This is a genomic window from bacterium, from assembly GCA_019637795.1.
Taxonomy (GTDB): Bacteria; Desulfobacterota; Binatia; order HRBIN30; family CADEER01; genus JAHBUY01.
The window spans coordinates 15241-30131 of the sequence record JAHBUY010000007.1 but is presented as its reverse complement, the minus strand read 5'-3'; the positions used below and the strand labels follow the sequence as shown (position 1 = coordinate 30131).

General features: G+C 71.4%; 10 protein-coding genes. All 10 read right to left on the bottom strand.

What is annotated here, in order from left to right:
- Positions 1 to 6 precede the first annotated feature (6 nt).
- Positions 7 to 735 carry a CpsD/CapB family tyrosine-protein kinase gene (locus KF840_21780; protein MBX3027536.1) on the bottom strand — a complete coding sequence of 243 codons (729 nt, stop codon included), beginning with the start codon at positions 733 to 735 and terminating at the stop codon, positions 7 to 9.
- Between the two features lie 25 nt (positions 736 to 760).
- Positions 761 to 2641, bottom strand: a complete 1881-nt coding sequence (locus tag KF840_21775; GenBank protein ID MBX3027535.1) for a sulfatase — start codon at positions 2639 to 2641, stop codon at positions 761 to 763.
- 106 nt (positions 2642 to 2747) lie between these two features.
- On the bottom strand, positions 2748 to 4439 hold the full coding sequence (locus KF840_21770; protein MBX3027534.1) for a hypothetical protein: 1692 nt from the start codon (positions 4437 to 4439) through the stop codon (positions 2748 to 2750).
- A gap of 42 nt (positions 4440 to 4481) precedes the next feature.
- Positions 4482 to 6458, bottom strand: coding sequence for a glycosyltransferase (locus KF840_21765; GenBank protein MBX3027533.1), 1977 nt, complete (start codon positions 6456 to 6458; stop codon positions 4482 to 4484).
- On the bottom strand, positions 6455 to 8110 hold the full coding sequence (locus KF840_21760; GenBank protein MBX3027532.1) for an alkaline phosphatase family protein: 1656 nt from the start codon (positions 8108 to 8110) through the stop codon (positions 6455 to 6457). The genes KF840_21765 and KF840_21760 overlap by 4 nt, the downstream gene beginning before the upstream one ends.
- Positions 8088 to 9914, bottom strand: coding sequence for a sulfatase (locus tag KF840_21755; protein ID MBX3027531.1), 1827 nt, complete (start codon positions 9912 to 9914; stop codon positions 8088 to 8090). The genes KF840_21760 and KF840_21755 overlap by 23 nt, the downstream gene beginning before the upstream one ends.
- A gap of 284 nt (positions 9915 to 10198) precedes the next feature.
- On the bottom strand, positions 10199 to 10705 hold the full coding sequence (locus tag KF840_21750; protein MBX3027530.1) for a hypothetical protein: 507 nt from the start codon (positions 10703 to 10705) through the stop codon (positions 10199 to 10201).
- Positions 10706 to 10712: 7 nt separating this feature from the next.
- The gene (locus tag KF840_21745) at positions 10713 to 12644 is read right to left on the bottom strand and encodes an AAA family ATPase (protein ID MBX3027529.1); all 1932 of its coding nucleotides are present in this window, start codon (positions 12642 to 12644) and stop codon (positions 10713 to 10715) included.
- Positions 12644 to 14050 carry a sigma-54-dependent Fis family transcriptional regulator gene (locus KF840_21740; GenBank protein ID MBX3027528.1) on the bottom strand — a complete coding sequence of 469 codons (1407 nt, stop codon included), beginning with the start codon at positions 14048 to 14050 and terminating at the stop codon, positions 12644 to 12646. The genes KF840_21745 and KF840_21740 overlap by 1 nt, the downstream gene beginning before the upstream one ends.
- Positions 14047 to 14676 (bottom strand): hypothetical protein, encoded by a 630-nt coding sequence (locus KF840_21735; protein MBX3027527.1) that lies wholly within the window; start codon positions 14674 to 14676, stop codon positions 14047 to 14049. The genes KF840_21740 and KF840_21735 overlap by 4 nt, the downstream gene beginning before the upstream one ends.
- Positions 14677 to 14891: the final 215 nt, after the last annotated feature.

Sequence of the window (14891 nt, the reverse complement as noted above, 5' to 3'; positions counted from 1 at the left end):
ACCCGATCAGAGCAAGGCTTGCAGGGTGGCCGGGACGTAGGAGCGTCGGCGGTTGAGGACGACGCCGAAGATGCGGGCGCCGACGCGGTCGAGGCTCTTCTTGGCGCTCTCGGCGTCCACCACCGGCGTGCGGTCCGCCTCGACGACGAGGATCACGCCGTCCACCTTCGGCGCCAGGATGGCGGCGTCGGCATAGCGGTTCACCGGCGGCAGGTCGATGATGACGAAATCGAACTGCTCCATGACCTGCGCCACCGCGCCGGCGATCGCTTCGCAGTCGATCACCGCCGGCCGCCCGCCGGCGCTCATCACCGAGATGTTCCAGTCGTGCACCGGGGTCACCAGCGACGGCGCGGTCGCCTCGTTGGCGAGGAATTCGGCCAGGCCCGGGCCCTTGCCGATCGGCAACTGCTGCGCGAAGGACGGCGTCCGCAGGTTGCCCTCGACCAGGAGGACGCGGGTCTCGCCCTCGCCCGCCAGGGCCCGCGCCAGGCCGACCGCGACCCGGGTCGCCCCTTCGCCATGGCGGGTGGCCGTGACCGCGATGGTGCGCACGTCCGAATACGCCGGCGCGAACAGCAGACTGGCACGCAAGCGCTTGTAATCGTCCTCTTCCTGGCCGCCGTTGCGCGCCGCCCGCGCGTCGACCGAGTGGCCGTTCTCGCGGCTGCCGCGATCGCGGGAAATCTCCCGCTCGCGCTCGGCGCGTTTCAGCGCGTCGTAGATCTTGCTCACCGTCCGTAACCTCGGCTGCTCTCGCTCAGTACCCCAACTGACGCAGCCGCTCCTTGGTCGACTGCTCCACGTCGACCCTCACCGCTGACGCCACCGACACCTTATCCCCGAAGCGAGCCAACAGTCCCTGTAGCTCCCCCAGCCCGTTCTCGCTCACCGCCGTGGGATTTTCCAGTAGATTTCGCTGTTCCGAAGCGTCCGTAGCCAAATCGTACAGCTCGGTCCGTTCCTGGCCGCGGGTCTCGTCGCGGCTCTCCAGAAGCTTCATGCCGCCGCGTCGGACCATGCGCGAGGAATAGGTGCCGCCGTCGAACCACCAGTGCTCCGAGAAGGCGGTCGCCGCCACCTGGGCGGCGTCGGCGGCGAAGAGCGGCCGCCCGTCGAGCGTCTTGTCCTCGACGGCGGCGCCGTCGACCAGCGCCACGAGGGTCGGGAAGAGGTCCACCAGCATCGCCAGATCGTTCCGCCGCGCCGCCTGCGGGGCGTTCGGGAAGCGAAACAGCAAGGGCACGTGCACGACCTCGCCGTAGAGCTGGTTGCCGTGCCGCCAGTTGCGGTGCTCGTAGAACTCCTCGCCGTGGTCGGCGGTGACGACCAGCAGCGTGCGGTCGAGTTGGCCGGAGCGGCGCAGGGCCTCGACCACGCGGCCGAGCTGCTCGTCGGCGAAGGCGATGGCGCCGTCGTACTGGGCGATCAGCGCCGCCTTCTCGCTATCGCCGAGCGGCGCCGCCGTGTCGAAGTCGGTCTGGACCCGGGTCGGCGGCTTGGTCGGCCCCTTGCGACCGTCCCAGCCCGGCTCACGAAAGCGGCGCACGTACTCGAGGGGGGGATCGTACGGATCGTGCGGCCCGATCAGGTGCACGTAGAGAAAGAACGGCGCGTCGGCGGTCTGCTCTCCGATCCACTTCACGGCGCTGTCCGTCAGTTGCCGGTCGCGCTCGGAATTGTCCAGGTTGGCGCTGGCGCCCCAGAAGGCGAGCCGCGCCAGATCGAGGTGGGTGACGCGATCCAGCCGGCGCAGCGTGCGGTAGAGGACGGTGAGCTGCGGTCCCATGGCGCGGCCGCTCTCGAACTCCGCGAAGCCCTGGTCGAAGCGGAACTCGGGCGTGACCCATGGGTTGCCGGAGAACGCCGCGGTGCGGTAGCCGCGGTCGCGCATCGCCTCGGCCAGGGTGTGGGCGTCGTCGGCCAGGGCATCGCGACTGGAGACGACGCCGTGGTGGTGGACGAAGCGACCGGTCATCAGCGAGGCCACCGACGGCTTGGTCCACGGCGCCTGCGCCGTGACGCCGTCGAACAGCGTCGCCTCGCGCGCCAGGGCGTCGAAGCTCGGGCTCGTCGGCCGCTCGTACCCGTAGGCGCCGAGATGGTCGGCGCGCAGGGTGTCGATCAGCACCACCACGACGTTGAAGGGCAACGGCCGTTGCGCCAGCGGCACCGCGCCGCCGCCGCTGCCGCGGCCGAGGCCGAGGGCGTTGCCGATGGCGATGAACAGCAGCGCCGCCGCCAGCGCCAGCCGTGGTCGCCGCACGAACACCGGCACCAGCACCGCCAGCGCGACGAGCGCCGCCGCGCTGCCGAGCAGCGACGCGGCGCTGCCGGCCCGCGGCAGATAGGCGAAGTTGAGCCACGGCACGACCACCAGCGCCGCCGCGACGGTCGCCGCCACCGCCAGCGCGCCGCGGCGCAGCAGCAGACGGGCCGTCGCCAGGACGAGGCCGCCGATCACCCCGTAGGCGAGCCACAGCGCGCCGCGCAGCGGCCAGGCCAGGGGCGCGACGCCACCGACGTGGATGCGCAGCAACTCGAACGCTTCGGCGACGCCGCCGAAGACGATCGCGAACAGGAGCACGGTTCCCCAGCCGACGCGCCCGGCAGCGGACGCATCGGCGCGGGCCGGAGACACAGATCCTTGCACGAGCCGATCCTTGGGAAGACGGGCGCGCGCCGGGGCGGCGCGCGCTGTTTGCGGGAGGAGTCGCCCCCGGGAACCGGTCCCGGGGGCGCCGGAGTCACTTCTTCGCGTCGGCCACGGTGCCGAGCACCGGCAGGCCGAGGTAGCGCTCGACGTCGCGTTCGAAGCGCAGCGTCCGATTCAGGTACTCGAGGCCGAAGGCGCCGCCGAGACTGACCGCCAGGCCGGAGAGGATCGCCAGCAGGAGCGGCACCTTGCGGTCGTCGGTGCGCTCGAGCGGCCAGTTCGGGCGCTCGACGACGGAGACGTTGACCAGCTTGTGCTGGTCCATCGCGTCCTCCAACTGCGCCTCCTGGCCGCGCTTGACGTAGAGGTCGACCGCCGAGCGCTGGCGTTGGACCTCCTGGTCGAGACGCTCGAACTCGAGCGCCCGCTGCTTGAGCGACACGAGCTGGCGACGGGTGCGGTCGAGATCCTCCTCGAGCGCCAGCTTGTGGGCCCGGTTCTCGCGCAGTTTCGCCTCGAGATCGAGGAGCTCGGTGAGGCGCGCCTCGTACACCGGATTGGCGGCGTAGGTCTCGCTGCTGATCGTCAGCGGCTCGTTCACGGTCGCGTGATCGAGCTTCATCTCCAGGGCCTCGATCTCCGACTGGTTGTCGCGAACGTGGCGATCGTTCTCGGTGTACTTCTGCAGCAGCGCGATGCGGTCGACCTCGCGATCGACCAACTGCTCGCGCACCTGGCGCACCACCGGGTTCACTTCCATCTGCTGGATGCGCTTCACCGTCTCCGGCTGGCCGGCGAGCTGCTCACGGACGACGCGCAGCTTCTCCTCCAGCCCGGCGATGCTCGAGGTGCGCTCCCGGAGGTCGGTCTCCATCGCGCCGATCCCGGCCAGCGCGCCGCGGATCTCCTCGGCCGGCGAGACGATGCCCTCGCGCAGCGAGAATTCGCTCAGACTGTCCTCGGCGCGCCGCAGGGTCTGCAGCAGCACGGCGCTCTGCTCCTCGTAGAAGCCGGTCAGGCCCTGCTGCGAGTGCACGATGGCATGGTAGGCGAGATACTCGTCGATGATCCGGTTGACCACCTGCGCCGCCTGCGAGGCGTCGCCGGAGAGGAACTGGATCTGGATGACGTTCGAGTTGCGGACCGGCGTCACCTTGAGGCGGTTGGCGATGCGCACCGCCCGCTCGCTGATCCGCTCGCTGTTGTCGGCGGCATTGGCGATGTTCATCACGTTGCCGCCGGCGCGCGCCAGCGCCAGGCCGCGCACCACCTGCTCGAGCAACTGGCGACTGCGGATGACGTACACCTCCGAGTTGACGAACGCCTCGTTCAGCTTCAGCAGCGCCAGGCTGTCGGCCTCCGTCGGCTGGATCGTCGCGTCGGCGCGATCGCTGGTGATCATCACCGTGCCGCGGGCGACGAACTGCGGGCCGCGCGACAACACCGCCAGCAAGCCCGACAGGGCGACGACGGCGAACAGACCAGCGATCAGCCGCCAGCGCTTGAACACGACGTGCAGGATCTCGAAGAGCTGTTCCTTGGCGGTGGCACTGCGCGCCTCGTGCGAGCCGTTGCCGTTGCCATTGCCGTTGCCGTAGCCGTTGCCGTTGCCATTGCCGTAGCCGTTGCCGGAGGACTGATACCCGTTGCCGTTCCCCTGCTCGTGGCCGGTCTTGTAGCCGTTGCCGGCGCCGGTCGCCTGATAGCCGTTGCCGGCGCCCGTGGTCTGGTAGCCGTTCCCGTTGCCGCTCTTGCCGCCGCCGGATCCGCGTCCGGTCAGCATCGCGCCTGCTCGATAGCCCGCCATCGCGATGTCCTCCCGGTCCTACGGGTTCAGACCGACGCCGAGACGCGGCATGGTCGGCATCAGGCCGCGAATGTAGAGGCGGACGAACGCGTTCGCATCGCCGATGAAGGTGCGGGGAACCACGATCTGATCGTTCACTGCCAGCGCCTGCATTTCGGGCGAGCCCTCTTTGATCTCGCTGCTGAAGTCGAGCCGGGTTGCCTCGACGCTATTGCCTTTGCTGGAGACATGCAACACGCTGTCGATGCGCGCCACCTCGGTGAAACCGCCGCGATCGATGATCGCCTGCATCGGCGTCATGCCGACGCGATAGAGCACCGGCCCGGGCAGCCGCACCTCGCCGGTGACGAACACCTTGCGCGGTCCGAGCTGGGCGACGATCACCGTGACCTCCGGGTCGCGCAGGTTGGTGCTCGACAGCGTCTCGATGTCGGTCGCCAGCTCCTGGGCCGTCTTGCCGCGCGCCTGCACCTCGCCGACTCCGGGGATCGAGATGTTGCCGTCGGGGTCGATCTCCAGCTTCACGTCCATCTCGGGCTGATAGATGAACTTGACGCGCAGCACGTCGCCGGGCTCCAGCCGATACTGACCGGTCTCCACCAGGCTCGGCGCCAGCGGCTCGCTCACCGGCGGCAGCGGCGCCTCGACCGGCGCCGCCGTGCAGCCGGCCAGCAGGCTCACCGCCAGCAGCGCGCCGACCAGCGTCCGCGCGCCCCGCGACCATCCGTCCGACCGGCGCAGCGCGGCGTCCGTCGAGCGCTCCATCTGCTCTTTCATACCCAACTCCATCTGGCGCCCCGGGCGCGCCGGACGCTGTCCGTCACCGCCGCCCAGAACTACCTGTTCGTACACTTCCACGACATTATTCAAGACCTTCGTGAGCGCGAAGCGGTCCCGCGAGGCGCGCCGCGCCTGGCGGCCGAGTTGCGCCCCGAACGCCGGATCGCGGACCACCCGCAACATCGCCCGCGCCAGCGCGCCCGAATCGCCGTCGTCGACCACCAGCCCGGTGACGCCGTCCTCGATGGCGTGCGCGCTGGCGCGCGCATGCACGATCGGGCGGCCGAGGGCCATGTAGTTGAGGACCTTGATCGGGAAGCCCGACCACGAGCCGCGCGGGCAGACCAGCACGTCGGCCTGCGCCAGCCGGCGGACGCCGGCCGCGAACGACGGCATCTCCTCGACCGCCACGCCTGGCTGTCTCGCCAGCCGCTCCGCACGGCGCGCGGTGCGCGGGTGCACGCCGCGGTGGGTGACCAGCACCAGCCGCGCCTGCGGCTCGGCGGCGCGCAGGCGCAGGAAGGCCTCCAGCAGGCAGCCGAGATCCTGGTAGGGATCGAGGTTGCCGCCATACATCACCAGGGGCGCCGCGCCGCGCGACGGCCGCGGCTCGAGCGGCGCGCTCAGGCGCGGCGCCGCCGGCGGCACTACCGCGACTTTGCCGGCGGCCCCGCGCACCGCGAGATAGGCGCCGAGGCGGTCGGAGAGCGCGATCACCGCGTCCGACCGCCGGGCCAGGACGCGATCGAGCGCGGCGCCCATCACGCCCGCCAGGCGGCGCGCCGCGCGGCGCCGGAAGTAGCACGGCAGCTCGTCGGCGAGCGCGTTGTGCGCGTGGTAGACCACCGGCACGCCGGTGAGCCAGCGCACCAGGAAGGCGACCAGCGGCGCCTCGACGTTGTGCGCGTGGATGATGTCGATGCGCTGCTGGCGCACGACGCGGAGGAGCGTCCAGGCGAGCAGCAGATCGAGCACCAGCTTCTGCCAGCCGAACGGATGCGACGTCCACAGCCCCGGCAGCTTGCGCACCCGGTGGATGGCGAAGCGCTCCACCGGCGCCAGGTGCTGGGCCGTCGGATAGGTGACCACGTGCACCACGTGCCCGGCATGCGCCAGCCCGGCGGCCAGCTCGCGCACCAGCACCTGCGAGCCGCGCAGGCTGGGGAACGGACAGGCGGCGACGACCGCGACGCGATAGCGACCGAGCGCCGTCATGCGAGGTACCCCAACTGCTCGAGGCGGCGCTGCAGGTCGGCCGCGGCCGCCGCGTCGTAATCGCGCTCGACCGGCGCACACGCCGCGGGCGCGACCGGCGCCAGCGGCGCGGCGCGCAGCGCCGCCAACGTGTGGCCGTCCCAGTCGGAAGGCGGCGCCACGCCGCACAGCGCCATGATCGTCGGCGCCAGGTCGGCGATCCCGGCGCCGTCCACCTCGCCGGGCTGCACCGGCGCGCCGCGCAGCATGAAGAGACCGTCGGGACGATGGCTGCCGCTCATGCCGGCGAGCTTGCCGCCGAGCGCGGCCGGCTCGAGCGGCTCGACCGCGGGACCGTCGCTGCCATAGCTCGGCACGCCGACGTACGAGTAGCCGCCCGGGGTCGCGAGCTCGAGCACCAGGTCGGGCGCCGCCGCCACCGCCGGGCCGGCGTACAGCTCGTCGCGCTGCCAGACCTTGGCGACGACGGGTTCGCCGGTGTGCGGGTCGCGCCACGCCAGCAGCGCCGCGCGCAGCGCGGCGCAGACGGCCGCGTACTCGCCGACCGGCACGGTGCCGCAGCGGTCGCGGCCCTGGATGTTGAGCCAGATCGAGGGGAAGTAGTTCAGCTCCTCGGAGAAGGCGCGCGTCGCCGACCAGTCGATGCCGCCGAAGCGCACGCCGCTCTCGACCCGGCTGGCCAGCGCGCCGCCGGCGAGCCGGAAGCAGCGGGCCTGCCACGCCTCGGGGATCGCCCGCACCGCCGCGGCGCGCAGCCAGCCGGCCGCGCGCGCGGTCGCGGCGCGCGGCGCGAAGCGCAGCAGGCCCTGCTGCGCCAGCCAGCGGTTGATCCGCACCCCGGTCGTGCCGGCGCCGCCGAAACCGTGGTCGGACACCACCAGCACCGTCGCCTCCGGGACCATCGCCGTCAGGCGGCCGACCGCGGCATCGAGCGCCATGTACACGGCGCGCAGCGGATCGCCGAGGGTCGCCGCCTGCGCCGCGTCGTGGCGCGGCGAGTGGACGTCGTGCAGCGCCCAGAAGTGGTGCGCGGCGGTGTCGGACTCGCCGAACAGCAGCATCAGGCAGTCCCAGCGCTCGCGCTCGAGCAGTCGCGCGGCGAGCGCCGTCTTGCGCGCGATGCCGTCGCACAGGCTCCGGCAGGCCTCGGCGTGCCAGCCCGGCCCGATGTGGAACTCCTGGAAATCGGCGAACGGAAATCCCCCCATCGCCGCGACCTCGTCGGCAAACGCCGGCGGGTAGGCGAAGCTGGCGTCGGCCCGCATGGTCACGGGCGTATCGAAGCCGCTCACCAGATAGCCGTTGATCGGCTCCGGCGGATAGGTGCCCGGCAGTCCCAGCACGCTGACCCGCTTGCCGGCGTCGCTGAGCAGGCGCCAGATCGTCGGCGCCTTGCGGTAGGTCGCGTTGACGAAGCGGACGCGGTACTCGCCGCGCTCGCGGCGGGTGAAGTCGAAGACGCCGTGACGCCCCGGATTGACGCCGGTCATGAACGTCGTCCAGCTCGGGAAGGTCGCCGCCGGCACGGTCGACGCCAGCCGCCCCCAGGCGCCCTCGCGCTGCAGGCGGGCGAGGTGCGGCAGCCGCCCCTCGGCGATCCACGGCTCGACGAGGTCGAGCGTGGCGCCGTCAAGCCCCAGGATCAGCAGCATGCGTCCTCGCCGTGCCGCTGGCCGCGGTGCGGCCGCGCACGATGCGCGCCTTCATCTGATCGAGCTGCGCCAGCATGTCCGCCACCTTGCCGCTCTGGTCGCCGGCGACGTTGGTCTTCTCGCGCGGGTCGCTGGCCAGGTCGTAGAGCTCGTGCGGCGCCAGGCCGCGCGGATTGCCGGGATTGGCCGTGATCAACTTCCAGTCGCCGCTGCGCAGGGACGTCAGCTTGTTGCCCTCGAGGTCCTCCTCGGCGAGCAGCGGCTCGGTGACCGTGCCGGTGAAGAGGTCGATGCCCTGGTAGTTGGCCGGCGCCGGCGCCCCAGCCGCCGCCACCAGCGTCGGCGCGACGTCGAGCAGGCGGGCCAGGTCGGTGCGCACGTGGCCCGGTTCGGGCTCGTTGGGCCGCTTGATGATCAACGGCACGTGCAGCGCCTCCTCGTACAGCGTCGTGCCGTGCCACCAGCCCCCGTGCTCGTGGAACTCCTCGCCGTGGTCGGCGGTGACGGCGACGACGCTGCGGTCGTACAGGCCCTGCGCCTTCAGCCGTTCGAGCAGCTCGCCCAGGTAGTGGTCGTGATACCGCACGCTTTCCATGTAGAGATCGTGGAGCTCGTCCCGCTCGCCGGCGGGCGGGTTCGGGGTCGACACGCGGGCGATGCCGCGGCCGTCGTACGGAATCTCGAAGTAGGGATCGTGCGGGTCCATGTAGTGCACGAAGAGGAAGAACGGCTCCGGCGGTTTGCTGCCGAGCCAGGCTTCGACGTGCTGATCGACGACGTGCGCGTCCTGGTAGAAGTTCTCGACCCAGATCTTGTTCGACATCTTCTCTCGGGCGGCGCGGAGCCCCTTGTAGACGGCGAGCTTGGTCGCCGAGTCGGAGGCGCCGAAGTAGAAGCTCGGCTCCAGGTAGTGGAACTCGTCGAAGCCCTGCTGGAAGTTGAAGATCGGGGCGACGTTGATGTTGGTGGTGAACGCCGCCGTCCAGTACCCCTGCCCCTTCAGCACCTCGGCGAGCGTGGTCGCGTCGTTGGGCAGGATGTCCATCTTGTGCTCGGTGCGATGGACCGACGGATACTCGGAGGTCAGGAGGGTGGCGATCGACGGCCGCGTCCACGAGGCCTGTGCGTAGGCCCGCTCGAAGGCGACGCCGTCCCGGTGGATGGTCGCGAAGCCGCCCGGCTGCTCGGCGGCGGTGCGTGACGCGTCGCTGCGCAGCGTGTCGACGACGACCAGGATGACGTTCGGCTTGCCGGCCGCGGCGCCGCTCGCGTGGCGGGCGATCTCCGCCATCCCCGAATGATCGGTGGCGGCGCCGATGCCCCAGCCGACCAGGGCGAGCACGCCGACGGCGAGCGCCGGCCCGAGCACGCCGGCGGCGCGCGTCGCCGCTCCGGCGAAGAGCACCGCCACCAGGGACACCAGCACCGCGACCACCAGGATCGCGCCGTACGCCATCGCCCCCGTGCTGGAGGCGAAGCTCAGCCCCTCGTCGAAGACGCGCTGGTTGATCTGGTACTGCGCCACCGCGAAGGCGAGCGGCAGCATGCCGGCGAAGGCGCCGACCCGCGCCAGCGCGACGTCCGTGGCGGCGCCGCGCCGCACCAGTTGCCACGCCAACGCCGCCGCGGCGCCGCACCCGGCGCCGATCGCGCCGTAGGCGACGACGCCGAAGAGCACCAGCCAGTACTCGTCGCTGGCCGCGGAGGTGAAGGTCACCAGGGCCGATTCGCCGATGCCGACCAGCGCCCCTCCGAGGGCGCCGGCGAACAGGCCGGCGAACAGGCCGCGAAGCAGTCTTCCCAATGTCTGCATAGCCGTGCGCTGGTATGCGCTACCTTTCTGGGCGCCGGTGGCGCCGCGTCATGGTTGCGTGTCCCGCCGGGCGGCGCACATGGCTCCGCCCTCTCGATCCCGAGCCGCTCATCCCACTCATTCGTCCGTGTAACGCGGGCCCCCCGCAGCCGATGTGCCACCACACCACCCGGACGGGCGTCCGGGCGGTTCGCTGCCCGCCCTGGCGCCGGCGCCGACCATGCCCGTCGACGTCGCGCGCTCTGTTGTTGTGCCGTCTCTTCTTCGCGCCGCCCTCAGGCGTGCGCCACGTGCTCCACCATCTGCACCGGCACGCTGACCTGCGTGCGGCGGCGCAGCAACTCCATCAGGATGCGCACCCGCGCCTGGCCGCTGACCTCGCCCTGCACGACGCCCACCAGGCCGCCGAGCGGTCCGCGGACGATGCGCACCACGTCGCCGTCCTGGAACGTCCGCACGACGCGCACCACCCCTTCGTCGCCGCAGCGCTCGCGCAGGAAGGCCACCACCGCCGGGTCGACCGCCGCCGGCACCTCGCCGAAGGCGACGAAGCGGCGCACGCCGGGGGCCCAGATGACGCTGTTGTACTGGCTCAGCAGATCGACACACGCGAACAGGTAGCCGGGGAACAGGGGTCCCACCGTCGGCTCCAGCTTCGGGCCGGCCGCCTCGAGAATGCGCGGCAGGAAGGTCTCGACGCCCCGGCGCAGCAACTGGTCCTGCGCGTACTCCTCCCGCCGCGGCTTGCTGCGCACGACGTACCACTGACGCGATTCGCTCATCGCCTGCTCACTCCGCCATCTGCGCGATGCGCGTGTCCTCGCGCACCACACGCTGCAACTGCTCGCCCACCGACTGCGCCGTCGCGCGACTGTCGAGATCGGAGATCACCACCCGCCACACCTGCCGCCCGCCGCCGAAGTTGGCCTTGCCGACGCGCGCGTCGAACCCATGCTTGCGCAGCGCCTTGCCGATCTCGCGCGCCCGCCCCTCGGCCGGCGTCGAGAGCAGCAGCAGCGCGAAGCGTCCGTCCGGCTGCTGTAGCATCGCCAACCCCTGCAACTGTGGCAACTTGAGCTCCTGGCCGACCGAGATGACGTCGATGTCGCGGATCGACGGGTTGGCCATCTTCATCAGATCGAGCACCGTCGGGCTCGCCTGGCCGTAGGTCTGGCTGGCGATCTGCGAGATCGAATCGCCCGGCTTCACCATCACCCGCTGATAGGTCGGCAGCGCCAGGCGCAGATCGTCGGCCGTCTCGAGCATGCCCGGCTGCGGCGTCGGCACCGCCACCGGCGGCACGACGGCCTCGGCCGCCAGCGCCACCTGCGGCGGCGCCGCGGCCGGCGCCGCCGCAGGTGGCGCCTCGGCTGCCGCTGACGGCGCCTCGCCGCTGGGCGCCGGTGCCGCGGCGGCGGGGCCGCCGAACGGCGCCCCCGCCGGCAGCTCGGTGATCGGCTCGGCGAGCGCCGCCTTGAGCGCCGCGGCGTGGGCCTCGGCGTTCTCGCGCTCCGCCTGTTGCAGCGCCTCGCGCGCCGCGATCGCCGCTTCCGGGCCGATCGGCGGCGCGTGCGCCGGTCCGTCGGTGGCGGGAGCGGCGGCCGCCGGATCGGCGGCCGGCGCGGCGGCGGCGCCCTGCCCGCCCGCGGCGTCGGCCGGCGGACGTCCGGCCGGCGGCGCATCGGAGCGCGATCCGGGCTGCACGACCTCCAGCGGCGGCCGCTCGGCGACGGCGCGATCGCCGGCGGCGTCGCGCCGCAGCAGGCTGCGCCCCACCGACAGCAGGCCGATCACCAGCGCGACGACGACGACCGCGACGATGCCCACGGCCGAGACGCCGCGCCGGCCGCGCGGCGCGCTCTCCACGACCACCGGCGCCGGTGCCTCGACGACGTCGCCGGCGAGGCCGCGCGACTCGACGGTCAGCAGGTCGGCCGCCGCCTCGTTGACGACGTCGGCGCCGATGCGCCGCTTGCCGAGCGCGTAGCCGATGACCAGGGCGTTGTCGCACACGATGTTGACCAGGCGCGGGATGCCGGCGGAGATCTCGAAGATGCGCTCCTCGGCATCGCGCGTGAACAGCTTGGTGTCGGCGGCCCCGGCGGCGGTGAGGCGCGCCTGGATGTACTCGCTCAGCTCCTCGCGGCTGAGCGGCAGCAGGCGGCAGTTCACCGCGACGCGCTGCCGCAACTGGCGCAGGCCGGGGTTCCCCAGCTTCTGCCCCAGCTCGGGCTGCCCGGAGAGCACGATCTGCAGGATCTTCTCCTTCGCCGTCTCCAGGTTCGACAGCAGGCGCAGGTCCTCGAGCACGGAGTAGTCGAGGTCCTGCGCCTCGTCGATCAGCAGCGCGACGTTGCGCCCCTTGCCCAGCTCCTCGAGCAGGAACTGGTTCAACCGCTGCAGCATGTAGAGCCGCTTGCCGTTGTGCACCGGCAGGTCGAACTCGCCGAAGATGTACTCGAGGATCTCGTCGAAGGTGACGTTGGTGTTGAAGACGAAGACCGTGCGCGTGGTCTGGTCGAGATCGTCGAGCAGCTTCTTGAGCAGCGTCGTCTTGCCGGTGCCGGCCTCGCCGATCAGGGTCACGAAGCCCTTGCGCTGGGTGATGCCGTAGTGCAGCGAGGCCAGCGCCTCGCGATAGCGGGCGTTCAGGTACAGGAACTTGGGGTCGGCCGTGACGTTGAAGGGCCGCTCCTGCATCTGGTAGAAATCGCAGTACATCAATGGATCCGCCCGTTCTGGCGGTATTCGTCGGCACGCAGGCCATGGGCCTTGATCTTGCGGTGCAGCGTCGCCTGGTCGACCGACGCGTGCCGGGCGCAGCGCGCGATCCCGCCCTGGTACTGGTGCAGGAGCTGCGACAGGTAATCGCGCTCGGCGCCCCTGAGGAACTCCTTGAGCGGCAGGTGGTAATGGCCGACCGCGCCGCGCCGGCCGTCGCTCTTGCCGCTGCTCGGCACGTCGACCTCCTTGATGGTGTCGCCCTTGGCGCGCAGCACCGCGCGCTCCATCACGTTCGAGAGCTCGCGGATGTTGCCCGGGAAGTCGTAGCCGAGGAGTTGGTTGATCGCCCGCTCGGTGAGGCGGTTCAGGCCTTTCTCCTTCGCCAGCTCGTTGCTGCGCAGGAACTCGGCGACGAGCAGCGGGATGTCCTCGCGGCGCTCGCGCAGCGGCGGCAAGGCGATGGGCACGACGTTGATGCGGTAGTAGAAGTCCTCGCGCACCCGCCCCTCGCGCACCAGCTTGGCGAGGTCGACGTTGGTCGCCGCCACCACCCGCATGTCGACCTGGACGCGGCGGTTGCCGCCCAGGCGCTCGATGGCGCGCTCCTCGAGAACGCGCAACAGCTTGGCCTGCATCGGGAGCGGGATGCTCTCGACCTCGTCGAGGAACAGCGTGCCGCCGTTGGCGAGCTCCACCTTGCCGATGCGTTCGCTCATGGCGCCGGTGAAGGCGCCGCGCTCGTAGCCGAAGAGCTCGCTCTCCATCAGCGCCTCGGGCACCGCGGCGCAGTTGATGGCGACGAAGCGGGCGGCTCGGCGCTTGCCCTGGAAATGGATGGCGCGCGCCGCCAGCTCCTTGCCGGTGCCCGACTCGCCGGTGATCAGCACCGTCACGTCGTTGCGCGCCAGCATCTCCAGGGTGGCGAAGATCTCCAGCATCGCCGGGTTGCGGCTCACCATGTTGGCGAACGCGTACCGATCGGAGAGCTGCTGGCGCAGGTACTCGATCTCGTCGATCAGCCGTCGCCGTTCCAGCGCCTTGCGCACCGCGTGCAGCAGCTCCTCGGGCTGGAACGGCTTGGTGATGTAGTCGACCGCGCCCTGGCGCATCGCCTCGACGGCATTGCGGATGCTGCCGTAGCCGGTGATCATGATCACGTCGACGTCCGGCCAGTGCTCGCGCACGTCCTTGGTGAGGGCGATACCGTCGCCGCCGCCGATGCGGACGTCGACCAGCGCCAGCGCGAACTCGCGCTGCGCCAGTCGCTGCATGGCGTCGGTGACGTTGGCCACGCACTCGACCTCGTACGGCTGCGCCGTGAACAACGATTCCAGCTCCTCGCGGATGAGCGGGTCGTCGTCGACCACCAGAAGTCTCGGCTCGGCGCCCTGCATGACCGTCAACGCGCCTCCGGCAGGGTGACCGCGCAGCCGCCGTGCTCGCCCGGGCACAGCTCGCCGCCCTGCAGATCGATCAGGCGGCCCGCCACCGCCGCCGCCAGGGTCCGCTGCGCCACCGGGGGCGCGGCGTCGGCGGCGCCGCGCACCGCGAACTCGACCCGCTCCGCGCCGGCGTCGTGGCGCACCTCGATTGCGAATGCCCCCTCCCAGTGCCGCGACTCGGCGAGAAGCTGGAAGCTGCGCCCGAGGGCGCGCGGATCGGCCAGCACCTGCACCGCCGGCGCGGCGGCGACCGCCACCTCGACGCCCTGGCCGCGCAGTTGCGCCGCCAGGCTCTCCGCCACCCGGCCGGCATCGGTCGCCCGCAGGTCGACGCTCACGGGCGAGACGTAGCCGAACAGCAGGTCGAGCAGCCGCTCGAGATCGTCGAGCGCCAGCTCCAGCCGCTCCCCGTGCGCCCCCATCTCGGCGCGCGATGATCGCACCGCGTGATGCATCCGCTGCAACAGGTTGCCCACCGCGTGCTCGACGTCGTTGAGGACGCCCTCGCGCACCGCGACCAGTCGCTCGCCGGCGCCGTCCTCCGGCGCCGTCAAGCCGGTCGAATCCTGGGCATCACCCCCTCGCATGTCGCGTGTCGTCAGTCGTAGATTCACCGCTGTCCCCCCGCGGTGCGTCGGTATGCGTCCCGCATGCCGACCTCGAGGACAGCGATTCACGTCGGAAATCGTCCGTCAACGCCCCGTCACAGTCTCGCAATTCTGTCTGCCCACAGCCGCAGTCCTGCAATGGCTTCTGACCCAGGTACCATGCGTTCCTAAACTTTTTCAAGGAAATTGTCCGC

Excerpts from the sequence above, each read along its gene's own strand:
- KF840_21770 (MBX3027534.1), bottom strand. The coding sequence starts at position 4,439 with ATGCTGACCGGACGCGGATCCGGCGGCGGCAAGAGCGGCAACGGGAAC.
- KF840_21765 (MBX3027533.1), bottom strand. The coding sequence starts at position 6,458 with ATGACGGCGCTCGGTCGCTATCGCGTCGCGGTCGTCGCCGCCTGTCCG.
- KF840_21760 (MBX3027532.1), bottom strand. The coding sequence starts at position 8,110 with ATGCTGCTGATCCTGGGGCTTGACGGCGCCACGCTCGACCTCGTCGAG.
- KF840_21750 (MBX3027530.1), bottom strand. The coding sequence starts at position 10,705 with ATGAGCGAATCGCGTCAGTGGTACGTCGTGCGCAGCAAGCCGCGGCGG.
- KF840_21745 (MBX3027529.1), bottom strand. The coding sequence starts at position 12,644 with ATGTACTGCGATTTCTACCAGATGCAGGAGCGGCCCTTCAACGTCACG.
- KF840_21735 (MBX3027527.1), bottom strand. The coding sequence starts at position 14,676 with ATGCGAGGGGGTGATGCCCAGGATTCGACCGGCTTGACGGCGCCGGAG.